The organism is Christiangramia sabulilitoris (genome assembly GCF_007050985.1).
Lineage (GTDB): Bacteria > Bacteroidota > Bacteroidia > Flavobacteriales > Flavobacteriaceae > Christiangramia > Christiangramia sabulilitoris.
Genome location: NZ_VHSF01000001.1, coordinates 239,606 through 251,850, shown reverse-complemented (window position 1 = coordinate 251,850; position 12,245 = coordinate 239,606). Strand labels below are relative to the sequence as shown.

Sequence of the window (12,245 nt, the reverse complement as noted above, 5' to 3'; positions counted from 1 at the left end):
CAACCGTTTACAGAAACTACTATTTAATTATATGAAACGGTTACATTAAATCCTGATGAATTAGTGTAAAATCCTGAAGTCTGATTCGCATCCAGATTCAAGGTACCACCTATTTTTATAATATCTATCAAATTACCTTCCTGAGGCTGGACGGTAAATCTGTCTATTATTAGGATCTGATTAGGGTTTTCCTGATTGTATAAGGTGAATTGCTGCGGTAAGCTGATTGAGTAATTATTATTGCCATGGGTCACCACAGCTTCTGCCGGGGTCACGGTCCCGGGAACAGAATTAGAAATCTGGACACCATAGGCAACACGGGATCCATCCGGGGACAATACAACCTGGCCTGGATTATAGGCACTAATAATATTACCAAAGTCCAGGTCTACAGTTTTGTCAATTTTTATTGGATCAATGATTGTTGCTCTACTATTAACTACTGCTGAGGCAGAATTTTGAGCCCAATTGTTCATCCAGCAGAAGCTAATAGCTAAAAGAAAAATAAACTTTTTCATCTTTGAATGATTTTACAATTTAACAATTGGTAATAAAAAATAAAGACGCCGCCACAGTGGGCGGCGTCCTAATTTAAATTTACAAAATATTATTCGTAAGCAACGGTAACGCTAACCGTTCCACTATATGTACCTGCTAGTTGTCCTGAAGCTACAGTAAGAAGTCCTCCAACTTTCAGTTTCTGAGCGGTTCCTGAACCTGTTGCAGTTCCATCTGTATCACCTAACAAATCCTGTGTAAAAGATATCGCCATATCTGATCCTGTACCTGTAAGAACAGTAGAAGGAATTGTTATACTATAGGCATAATTATTAGCCGCAGTAACATCAAATGTAGCTGCCGTAATTGTCGTTGCAGAAGTTACATCCATATTAGTATTACTAAAAGTTCTGTTACCCTCTGTATTCACTCTTACATTACCGCCTTCAGCAGCAACAATGCTACCGAAATTCATGGCAGTACCATTCTCTATTTTAATTGGTGTAACTATTTCAGCTGAAATATCTGCTGTTCCTATTGCTTCTGCAGCATTTTGTGCAAAAGCGCTTCCTGAGATCAGAGCTATTAAAATAAAAGTAATCTTTTTCATAGTAGTAGGTTTTGGGTGATTTTTATTACTGCGGTAAATATGCTACTATCAATGAGAGCTGACCAAATAAAATCGTTAAGTAGTTAATAAACTCGTTAAAAGGCACAATGCTTTAGGTAAAGTACACGGAATCATGGTCAGTTTTAACTAAATTTTAAAATAAACAGAAGAATTTAAGATGAAAATACCTACAATGAAGTTTCTAATTGTAGCTAATAGTTATTTCAAGAGGTGTAGGAGTAACGTAACGACCGGGTTTCTGATTTGCAGGAATTTCTAGAGTAGCGCCTAGTCGTATTTTCTGAGTGTCCTCTTCTAAATGCTGGGGTAATTCAGATAGGGCAAAGTCCCTGATGATTATCTCATTTGCGCCGTTACTCATGCTATAGATACCTGACGGTATTTGTAAATCGTATGCGTGGCCTTGCTGTCCTTTGATCTCAAATTCTGCCGCAGTGGTAAGTCCACCTGGTTTTAGTTCTACACCGCCATTTGCCTGCCTGGAATTATCTGGGTTTAGGGTTACTGTACCACCTGTACCGGCATTTATCTCGGCAAAGTTCATATTTGAGGTGGTCTTGATGCTAACCGGCTCAATGATCGTTACAGAAGCCGTAAAATTAGCGGTAGCACTATTCTGTCCGGTAACCGTGCTTACCAGGCATAGAAAAATTGAAACTATAAAAATACTTTTCTTTTTTAACACATGTTAAACTTACTAAACCAAATCGTATAATCCGATGAAAAGCACAATAAATCGACGAAATACACAAAATATTTAAATTATTTTAACAATATATTTCTCTCATAAGTCACGTTTTTGTGTGTTATAATTCTGTAAGTTTCTGAAAACATTATATTTACACTATAGTGCTAACTAAAAACAGCTGGAAAATGAAATCTTACAAAACGATTTTGAATCCTAATCTTATAGATATTGGCCTGGTTATATATCGTATAGCTATTTCCTGTCTTATGTTAACCCATGGTTATCCTAAAATGTTGAAATTCTTTGGGGGAGAACCCATTGAGTTTGCAGATCCGTTTGGTCTGGGAATGGAAACTACCTTTATGCTGGCTGTTTTCGCTGAGTTCTTTTGTGCTATCCTGATAATTATTGGGTATATCACCAGACTGGCGGCAGTGCCCATTGTGATTACTATGGCCACAGCGGCCCTCATAGTGCACCAGGCAGATCCCTTTGCAAAACAAGAACTGCCATTGCTTTATCTCTTTGCCTTTTTGTTATTATTCTTTACCGGAGCCGGTAGATACTCCTTGGATTATTTCATCCAGACAAAAAAATGAAAACGGGTTAATTATATTCCTTTGTCGGAATCTGGATGGTCGGTTTTTTCTTATGCTCCGGCCTGGAACCACGGTCATTATACTGCAAGTTTTGCTCATCTGGAATTTCACCTTCCTTCGTGGGACGAGCATCGTTACTGCCGGGTATATCCAGTTCACTAGCGGTAAAGTCTACCTCCCTTTCCCGGTCCAGGGCTCTATCCTGTCCCTTATTCATACTACGACCTTTTTCATTAAGGGCCTGTTTATCCTCTTTAGTAACCTCAGGATTATAAGTAGTCTCTTCAGAATCGGTTTTTAGATTATCTGCATTGGTCTTTTTACCCTTTTCCATGATTTTAATTTTTTTGTCCTTTCAATTTAAAGATTATCCCAGGTAATACAGAAGGCAGACGGTTAAATTCTGGTTAAAACAGGATAAAAAAAAGGAAAGCTTTTCAGGCTTTCCTTTTTATATGAAATTTAATTTATGTCCTAGTTTTTAGCTACAGAGGCATCACCTTCCAGCATAGCAAAGAACTTATCCAGATTTGGAATGATAACAATTCTTGTTCTACGGTTCTTAGCCATATTTTCCTTACTGGTGTTTTCAACAAGTGGCTGGTAGCTACTTCTTCCTGCAGCAATAAGTTTAGACGGCTCTACATCATATTTATCCTGGAGCAATCTAACAATAGAAGTGGCTCTTCTTACACTTAGATCCCAGTTATCTTTAAGGTAGGAATCCTTTACCATAGTGCGATCATCTGTATGTCCTTCGATCATAACCTCCATAGCAGGTTCACTATTAATCACTTCGGCTAACTTTTTCAGCAATGGCTGAGCTTCTTTGGTTACTCTATAGCTTCCACTACCAAAAAGAAGTTTATCAGATACATTGATCATTACCACAGTTTCATCTACGCTAATTTCAATATCGTCTTCATCTGCACCTTCTGTAATGTTCTTTTTAAGGTTGTAAGATACTGCCAGGTTGATTGAATCTTCCAGAGTTTCAGCTCCTTTTACCTTCTCTGGATCCATCTTAGCGATGGTACTACGCATCTTTTCTTTAGTGTTGTTAGACATCACAGTAAGATCATTCATTTCCATCATACCGTCATTTTCAGTTCTAAGGGAATTGATCTTGGCGTTGTATTCTGCAACTCTCTCTTCGATACGTGCGTACTTATCTTCAATTTCTTCTTTCTCAACACGAGTTTTTTGCAAAGTACTTCTGGTATCATTCAATTCACCTTCCAGAGCTACATATTTCTTTTTAGAAACACAGGAAGTTAGCATTGTGGCTGCCAGGACTGTTACAGTTATTACTCTTTTCATAAATGATATTTTTTAAAATTAAAAAGTTGATTGTAGTTTAAATATTCATTTTGTTAAAAGCGATAATAATGCCATTGCCATTAATTATGAATGTTTGGCCTGTTTACCTTTTCTTTTAGTCGAAAGAATACAAGAATAGAATCCAGGTATAGCGGGAGCACAGAGCTCATTTGTATATTTTGAGAAAGTCTTATTATTATAATTTATACAAAAAAACACAGCAACTCCTTACATATAAAACTGTAGAATTTTAGTTTAGTTGTGTAAATAAAATCCACACTTTTCTATTAAAAACATGTTGAGAACAGCCTGAGAACTATTAAAAGCAGGGTATTTTAACAGAAGTTTATTAGAAAATACTACCAACAGGTTTCGTGAAATAGCCTCTAAACGATAACTTTGGAAACTTCCTAAATTTTACTGTTTGAGCAAAGCGAAAAAAAGGATATATAAGATATTAAGAATACTGGGAAAAATTTTCCTGGGGATTCTTATTTTTCTTTTGCTTGTAATATTGTTCGTTCGAAGTCCCTGGGGGCAGGGTATTATAAAGGATAAGGTAATTAGTTCTATTGAAGAAAAAACCGGTGCTAATATTGACCTTGAGCGACTGTATGTTAAGTTTAATGGTGATATTCAGGTAGATGAACTACTTATCGAAGATCCTGCAGGGGATACCGTGGCATATGCCGGTAGTCTGTCTGCAAATATTCCTTTCATGCCCCTCATCAAAGGAAATAGTTTCGATCTGAATGATCTGGAAGCCTCGCAGGTGAAAGCAAAAATAATCAGAAAAGATTCTCTTAAAGGTTTCAATTTTGATTTTTTAATGAAAGCCTATGCTTCAGACACCACCCAGACTGCGGCTGCTGTAGATACTTCTGCGGCACCCATGCAAATAAATATCGGAGATATAGATCTTCAGGATTTCGATATAATATATAAGGATGATGTGACAGGTATTGATTCTGAAGTGAAATTTGAAAATTTACAACTTGAGTTTTCTGAAACCGATCTTCAGAATATGATCTTCAGGGTAAATGATGCTATGCTAGGTAATGCTGTTATCAACTATAAACAGACCAAACCTTTTCCTGAAAGTGATTCTGAAGAAGCTCCTTTACCGGTCATTGATATTAGAAATCTGAAGTTTACAGAGGTCAAGGGAGTTTATGATTCCCAGCCGGATTCTCTATATAGCAGTTTCGATATTGCGAATTTCGAGTTGGATAATACAGAATTCGACCTAAAAGAACAGTTTATAAAAAGTGATGGAATTGATCTTTCAAAATCCCGGATCACACTTAAAATGCAGCAGATTAAGTCAAAGGAAAGTAAGCAGGAAGACTCTCCTTCAGATTTTGAGTGGCCAGACTGGAAAATTGATATTACCGGTATCAACCTGGAAAATAATTCCTTTAATTATTTCGTAAACAATGCAACGGTAGAAAAAGGAGTTTTTAACCCTGATGCAGTAAAACTGGATAGCCTTACTTTCTCTGCGGGAAATTTAACCTACGCAGAGGAAAGGTTAAACCTTGCCATTGATGAATTCAGATTTAAGGAGGCATCAGGTCTCGATTTAAATGAATTTAATATCAATGCGGTAATTACAGATCAAAAAATAGAATTATCGGGAATCGACCTTGACATTAATCAAAATAGCCTTAGCGGTAAGATCGCCATAGATTATAAGAGTCTAAACAGCTTTATCAAGGAACCCGGGGATGCCGGTTTGAATATAGATCTGGGAGATATTTTCCTGGATCTGCAGGATATATATCGTTTCCAGCCAGATTTGCGCAAGAACGAATACTTTAAAGCCCTTGCTTCGTCTCCAATCAGGGGAAGTTTAACTACCTCAGGTAAACTTGCTAACCTGGATCTTCAATCATTGAGACTTAAATGGAGTAGTACCAGTATCTCGGGTTATGGTACGGTTATAAACCTCCAGGATCCTGATAATATTGCTTTTAACTTACCAGATCTAAAGGTAAGTTCTAACAGGAAGGACCTGCAGAAATTTGTAAAGGAAAAGGAACTGGGCATTCAGTTACCCAAACAGGTTAGCTTAAATGGAAGTTTTGCCGGGTCTGCTACTGAGATTAAAACAAATTCAGTTTTAAAAACTGACCTGGGCAGCATTCAGGTTGATGGAAAATTTGATGTACAGGATAATATTGTGTTTAATGCTGAAATCCAAGGTGACAGCATTGCTCTTGGTACTTTGCTGCAGAATGATGCTCTTGGAGACCTTCAGATAAATCTGAAAGCCTCCGGAAGTGGAAGTAATATCAACGATCTTAATGCAGACCTGGATAGCAAAATTTCTTCCTTTACCTATAATAACTATGAGTTCAGGGACATAAATATTACCGGCGATATCAAAGATGGGCAGGGGCCTTTAAACCTGGATTATCAGGATACCAATCTTAATATGAATTCTAAGGTGATCGTGGATCTCGATTCCATATCGCCAAGGTTTGGGTTTGATCTTAATATTATAGGAGCAGATCTTGAGGCTCTTGGAATTACGCGAAAAGAGATTAAAACAGGCTTTGAATTAAGTGGTTGGTTTAAAGGAAATTCTACAGCCTATGAACTGGAAGCTAAGATCAAAGATGGAGTAGCGGTTTATAATAATGAAACTTACCTTTTGGGTAGTTTTGATGCTGCAGCCTTCGTGGGAGAGGATACTACTTCGGTGAAGATCAATAACCGGATTTTGGATCTTGATCTTCAGTCTAATGCCAGCCCGGTTGCATTTTCCAACGCGATAGACAGGCATTTCAAGAGGTATATTTCTGAAGATTACCAGGAGGATTCCCTCGTTAACCCGGTGAACTTAAAACTGGATGCTACTATTAGTGAGGCGCCAATTTTAAACGAAGTATTCCTGGTAAATCTTGAAGAGTTAGATACGGTAGATATAAATATAGATTTCAGAGAAAAAGACCGGGTGATGGATGCTTTTGTCTCTATCCCGTATTTAAATTATTACAGCAGTAAGATCGATAGTTTAAAACTAAGCATGAAATCTGACCCTGAGGATTTAAATTTTGAATTTGCCTTTAATTCGCTCGACGTTGGCCCGTTGGCTATCAAAGAAACTATATTAAAAGGAAAAGTGGTGCAGCAAAAGTTAAACCTGGACTTCGCTTCTTTTTATGATGAAACTCAATTGGTTCATGTAAATTCTGAATTGAATTTTCAGGGTGATACCCTGAGATACCATATAAACCCACAGGATCTTATTCTCAATACTAAGGAATGGAATATAGACGAATCCAACCAGTTAAGCTTTGATACAGATTATCTGGATTTTCAGAATTTCAGGATCTTCAGAAATAACCAGGAAATGCAGCTTAGTAATGACAAGCCGGGCATAGAAAAAGAGCATCTGAGCCTGGATTTTCGAAATTTTAAGCTGGAAGCTCTTCTTAATTATTTCAATCCTGAAGAGCAATTGGCTACCGGGCAGTTGAACGGAAATATAATCTACGAAGAACCATTTGGTGAAACCGGCTTGCTGGCAGATATGGAAATCAACGATTTTAAAATATTGGGAGTAGATCTCAACACCTTAAGTCTTGAAGGGAACTCTGCGGGATTCAGTACCTATGACTTTGCCCTGGCCTTAAAAGGCGGTGAAGTAGACCTTGACCTTACCGGGACTTACACCGCTGCAGAACCTTCCGCAGAAATTGATATGAACCTCGATCTAAATTCTGTGAAAATGACCGCACTGGAAGGTTTCTCTCAGGGTGAGATCAAGAATGCCAGTGGCAGTTTTAGCGGTAATTTCACTCTGAATGGGACCGTCCTGGAGCCGGAATATAAAGGCAGCCTGAATTTTGACCAGGCCAGGTTCAATGTGGCATACTTAAATGCAGCCTTTATTCTTCCTGATGAAAACCTGACCATGGACAATGATGGAGTTTATTTCCAAAATTTCAATATCAACGACACGAATAATAATTCCATAGTTGTCAATGGAGAAGTGCTGACTGAAAACCTGCTAAACCCAACTTTCGATCTGGATATACAGGCGAGCGATTTCCGGCTTTTGAATTCTACTGTAGATGATAATGATCTTTTCTACGGAACGGCCTCTGTAGATGTTGATGCGCAGATCACCGGAGACCTCAATTTGCCGGAGGTTGATATGAATGTTGAAATTAACGAAAGCACCGATTTCACCTATGTGGTACCAGAAACAGAACTTCAGATAAAAGAGCGTGAGGGTGTGGTCATTTTCTTAAATAAAGAAAATCCTGATGCTATTCTATCTCAGACCGAGGAAGAATCCTATGTGGTTTCGGGCTATAAAATTTTTGCTCGAATTTCAGTAGTTGAGGGAGCAAAGTTTAATGTTATCATTAATCCTGAAACAGGAGATAAATTTCAGGTTCAGGGTGAAGGAGACCTCCTGTTTAATATGTATCCAAATGGGCGTACCTCACTCACCGGAATTTATGAGATCAATGATGGATTCTACGAGATGAGCCTTTATAACCTGGTAAAAAGAAGATTTGAAATAGCTGATGGAAGTCGGGTTTCATGGGCCGGGGATCCTTTTGATGCACAATTGGATGTAAGAGCTATTTACAGGGTAGAAACCTCGGCATCGGCATTAATGGCCACTCAAATTTCAGCTTCAGATGCCGGAAGTACAGATAGATTTCGTCAAAAATTACCTTTCCTGGTCTATTTAAACATTGATGGTGACCTTATGGAGCCTAAAATTAGTTTTGGCCTGGATATGCCTGAGGAGCAACAGGGAATTGCCGGTGGGGAGATCTTTGGCAGGGTCCAACAACTAAATAACCAGGAACAGGAATTAAATAAACAGGTATTTTCTTTACTTGTATTAAATCGTTTTTTCCCCGCATCGGGAGCTGATGGCAGTAGTGGTGGTACCTTAGCCGTGGCCCGGGACAACCTGAATTCTGCATTATCAGACCAATTGAATATGCTATCCAGTAAGATCCTTGGAGAGAGTGGTGTTAAATTGAATTTTGATGTGGATAGTTTTACAGATTATCAGGGTGACAGCCCACAAGAGCGAACTCAATTAGGGATCAGCGCCCAGAAAGCATTTCTGGATGATCGTTTAATCGTGGAAGTAGGAAGTGAAGTCGATGTCCAGGGTGGAAATCAGTCTGGACAGGCTTCCACACCCTTGATAGGGAATGTTAGCATTTCTTATTTACTGGATGAAAACGGAGTATGGAGATTAAAAGGATTTAGTCGTAGTCAATTTGAGAATGTAATAGACGGGCAGGTAGTGGTAAGTGGTATCGCCCTTATTTTTACCAAAGAGTTCAATAAATTCAAGAATATGTTTGAAAAGGCGGTGATGGAAAAGGTGCAGAATGAAGACACCGATGAAAACGATAAAAAAGAAAATAGTGAGGATAAGAACTAAATTTTTCATCATTCTCCTGATTCTGGGTGCTTTTTCCTCCTGTAGTGTTGAAAAATTCATTCCTGAAGGGGAATTCCTGTATACCGGTGGAGAAATAGAAATAGAAGCAGATTCCACTATAACAGACCGGGAAGAACTGGAAGCAGAACTTACTAACGTACTTAGACCTAATCCTAATTCGAAGTTCCTGGGAATGAGACCTGGCTTATATTATCACTATAAAGCGCAACGGGATAAACCCGGTTTTATTAATAAATTTTTGAATAAGAAAATTGGCGAGGAGCCGGTTTACCTGTCAGATATTGAACTTAATAATACGGAAGAGCTCTTAATCAACAGGCTGGAGAACAGAGGTTTTTTCTATAGTCGGGTAAGCTCAGATACTAAAACCAATGAAGAATCCAGGACTGCATCTGCCACTTACAAACTTTCGGTTCTAGAGCCATATACCATGGCCACATACCAGCTGGATTCAGATTCTTTACTGGTATACCGGGATATTAAGGAAAACCTTGATAATACTTTGCTTGAAGAAGGAATGCGTTTTGACCTGCCAGAATTTAAGAATGAGAGGGAACGAATAGACAACCATTTAAAGAAAGAAGGCTATTATAATTTTAACCCGGGGTTCCTGATTTTTGAAGCAGATACAAATCAATACGATCAAAAGAAATTTGATCTTTTCCTGCGCCTAAAGAAAGATGTACCCTCAAAATCTGTAATACCATACCAGATCTCTAATGTAAATGTGTATGTTAATTATAACGTGGATGAAGATTCTATAACCCGAAATTATAAGCGTTACAAGGACAAGAATTACTTCCAGGATGAACTCTTTTTTAAACCGGAATACCTGGATCCATATATCCTTCTTGAAACGGGAGATTATTACAGTCCTAAGTTATCAAGAAGTACCAGTAGAAGGTTGGGTACGATCGGGGTATATAAATTTGTGAATATTCGTTATGAAGAGATAGATACCCTGGCTCAGGATAACCTCGGTTTGCTTGAAGCCAATATTTTTCTTTCTCCGCTGAAAAAACGCGCGATCAGAGCTGAGTTGCAGGCAGTAACCAAATCGAATAGTTTTACCGGGCCTCACCTTGCCTTGACCTTTATAAACCGGAATTTATTTAATGGCGGTGAAACCCTGAATGTTTCGGCTAATTTTGGATATGAAGTTCAACAGGGAACATCGGGAGCTCCGGGAAGTAATTCCCTTCAATTGGGAATTTCCAACGATCTGATTATTCCAAGGCTTTTATTTCCGGTGAAATTCAGCAAGAATTTCTTCAAATATGATATCCCGAAAACCCGCATTCGGTTAGGTGCCGATTACCTGACCAGGAGCCAGTTATTTTCGCTTTCTTCCATCAATTCATCCTTTGGCTATTACTGGAACGCAAACCGCTATGTAACTCATGAATTTAATCCTGTAGATCTCAATTACGTGAGCCTTACCAATGTTAGTGACGAGTTTCAGCAAATATTAACAGAGAATCCCTTCCTGGAAAGTAGTTTTGACCAGGAATTTATTGCCGGCTTAACATATTCATTTACCTATAATGAATTGATTGATAGTCAAAAGAAACATGCTTTCTTCTTAAATACCAATTTTGACATGGCAGGGAATACGATGAGCCTTATTGGTAAGGAAGCTCAGGATGGTAAAAAAGAGGTTTTAGGTCTGGAATATGCCCAATATGCCAAGCTAGATATGGATTTGAGATATCATTTCAGGTTCGCGAAGAATCAAACTATTGCCACCCGGCTATTTGCAGGTTATGGTCTGTCTTATGGAAATTCAGAAGTCCTGCCTTTTAGCAAACAATATTTTTCAGGAGGGCCGTATAGTGTTCGTGCATTTAGAACCAGATCTCTGGGACCGGGAACATTTGATCCTAATGAAGGTGCAGACGAGGAAAATATTGGCTATCGGGATCAGAATGGAAATATCCGCTTCGAGGCCAATGCTGAATACAGGTTTCCTATAGTACAATTTTTAAATGGTGCTTTTTTTGTGGATGCCGGGAATGTGTGGACTTCTGATGCCCAGCCGGAAACAACCAATGAAAATGGACAGAATGGCAAATTTGGGTCAGATTTCCTGAACGAATTAGGGATAGGAGCCGGTACCGGTCTCAGAATAGATATTCAGAGTTTTGTAATAAGATTCGACCTGGCATTTCCTCTTCATGATCCCCGCAAACCTGTGGGAGAAAGATGGGTGAATGAATTTGGCAGTCCCGTCTTTAACTTTGCTATTGGGTATCCTTTCTAATGCTGTAATTTATTTCCGAAACAAAGATCACCTGCATCTCCAAGCCCTGGAACAATATAGCCATTAGCATCAAGTTCCTTATCAATAGTAGCGATCCATAATTTGGAATTTTCAGGGAAAACTGTTTTAAGATATTCTACACCTTCTTGAGAACCAATTACAGATACCAGATGTATCATAGCAGGATTTCCCATTGACTCTAATGCCTTCAAAACATTACTGAAAGACCTGCCGGTGGCCAGCATGGGATCTGCAAGAATCAAAGTTTTACCTTCCAGGGAAGGTGAGGCCAGATATTCTACCAGGATCTCAAATTTCTCATCATTATCGGGATGATGTCTGTAAGCCGAAATAAAGGAATTTTCTGCATCATCAAAATAATTCAATATTCCCTGGTGCAAAGGTAAACCCGCTCTAAGGATAGAGCAGATCACGAGTTCGTCTTGAGGTGTGGCAACAGTGACAGATCCCAGCGGCGTCTCTACATTTTTGTTTTCATATTCCAGTTCTTTGCTAAGTTCGTAAGCCATGATCTCACCAAGACGTTCAATATTTCTTCTGAACCTCATACGATCATGTTGGATATTCGTATCTCTTAATTGTGAAATAAACCGGTTCGCTATAGAATTTTCTTTCAGTATTTCCTGAACTTTCATAGAATGCTGTCTGTTTTGCAGGTCAAATTTAAGGTTTTCCAGCTAGAACCCGAATATTTCCTTAAACATCTGAAATTACTCCAGGATTGAAAAAGTAAATGTTTTAATGAATATCAGCCCGAATCAAAAGGATATTAGATATTC

The 12,245-nt window shown here is 38.5% G+C and carries 9 protein-coding genes; 3 read left to right on the top strand and 6 right to left on the bottom strand.

The features are described from left to right. Window positions 1–23 precede the first annotated feature (23 nt). The 3 genes from FGM01_RS01120 to FGM01_RS01110 all read right to left on the bottom strand — a co-directional run bounded on the left by FGM01_RS01120 (window position 24) and on the right by FGM01_RS01110 (window position 1,814). On the bottom strand, window positions 24–518 hold the full coding sequence (locus FGM01_RS01120) for a DUF4402 domain-containing protein (protein ID WP_143409279.1): 495 nt from the start codon (window positions 516–518) through the stop codon (window positions 24–26). An 89-nt stretch (window positions 519–607) separates the two neighbouring features. Continuing rightward, on the bottom strand, window positions 608–1,108 hold the full coding sequence (locus tag FGM01_RS01115) for a DUF4402 domain-containing protein (protein WP_143409278.1): 501 nt from the start codon (window positions 1,106–1,108) through the stop codon (window positions 608–610). Window positions 1,109–1,310: 202 nt separating this feature from the next. Further along, on the bottom strand, window positions 1,311–1,814 hold the full coding sequence (locus FGM01_RS01110; protein ID WP_143409277.1) for a DUF4402 domain-containing protein: 504 nt from the start codon (window positions 1,812–1,814) through the stop codon (window positions 1,311–1,313). Between the two features lie 188 nt (window positions 1,815–2,002). Between FGM01_RS01110 and FGM01_RS01105 the strand changes: the two genes are divergently transcribed. Continuing rightward, entirely contained in the window at window positions 2,003–2,416 is a 414-nt protein-coding gene (locus FGM01_RS01105) for a DoxX family protein (RefSeq protein ID WP_143409276.1), read from the top strand. A gap of 7 nt (window positions 2,417–2,423) precedes the next feature. Here FGM01_RS01105 and FGM01_RS01100 read toward each other — a convergent pair whose 3' ends face one another. Further along, entirely contained in the window at window positions 2,424–2,750 is a 327-nt protein-coding gene (locus tag FGM01_RS01100) for a hypothetical protein (RefSeq protein WP_143409275.1), read from the bottom strand. A gap of 140 nt (window positions 2,751–2,890) precedes the next feature. Beyond that, the gene (locus FGM01_RS01095; protein ID WP_143409274.1) at window positions 2,891–3,736 is read right to left on the bottom strand and encodes an OmpA/MotB family protein; all 846 of its coding nucleotides are present in this window, start codon (window positions 3,734–3,736) and stop codon (window positions 2,891–2,893) included. A gap of 424 nt (window positions 3,737–4,160) precedes the next feature. On the opposite strand from FGM01_RS01095, the gene FGM01_RS01090 reads away from it, so the two are divergent. After that, entirely contained in the window at window positions 4,161–9,164 is a 5,004-nt protein-coding gene (locus FGM01_RS01090; RefSeq protein WP_143409273.1) for a translocation/assembly module TamB domain-containing protein, read from the top strand. After that, window positions 9,124–11,445: a translocation and assembly module lipoprotein TamL gene (tamL, locus tag FGM01_RS01085; RefSeq protein WP_243735744.1), complete on the top strand. Its 2,322-nt coding sequence runs from the start codon at window positions 9,124–9,126 to the stop codon at window positions 11,443–11,445. Before FGM01_RS01090 ends, tamL begins: the two co-directional genes overlap by 41 nt. On the opposite strand, the gene upp is transcribed toward tamL, so the two are convergent. Beyond that, on the bottom strand, window positions 11,442–12,101 hold the full coding sequence (gene upp, locus FGM01_RS01080; protein WP_143409271.1) for a uracil phosphoribosyltransferase: 660 nt from the start codon (window positions 12,099–12,101) through the stop codon (window positions 11,442–11,444). The two genes, tamL and upp, sit on opposite strands and share 4 nt — an antisense overlap. Between the last annotated feature and the right edge of the window lie 144 nt (window positions 12,102–12,245).

Excerpts from the sequence above, each read along its gene's own strand:
- FGM01_RS01120 (WP_143409279.1), bottom strand. The coding sequence starts at position 518 with ATGAAAAAGTTTATTTTTCTTTTAGCTATTAGCTTCTGCTGGATGAAC.
- FGM01_RS01115 (WP_143409278.1), bottom strand. The coding sequence starts at position 1,108 with ATGAAAAAGATTACTTTTATTTTAATAGCTCTGATCTCAGGAAGCGCT.
- FGM01_RS01105 (WP_143409276.1), top strand. The coding sequence starts at position 2,003 with ATGAAATCTTACAAAACGATTTTGAATCCTAATCTTATAGATATTGGC.
- FGM01_RS01100 (WP_143409275.1), bottom strand. The coding sequence starts at position 2,750 with ATGGAAAAGGGTAAAAAGACCAATGCAGATAATCTAAAAACCGATTCT.
- FGM01_RS01095 (WP_143409274.1), bottom strand. The coding sequence starts at position 3,736 with ATGAAAAGAGTAATAACTGTAACAGTCCTGGCAGCCACAATGCTAACT.
- tamL (WP_243735744.1), top strand. The coding sequence starts at position 9,124 with ATGAAAACGATAAAAAAGAAAATAGTGAGGATAAGAACTAAATTTTTC.
- upp (WP_143409271.1), bottom strand. The coding sequence starts at position 12,101 with ATGAAAGTTCAGGAAATACTGAAAGAAAATTCTATAGCGAACCGGTTT.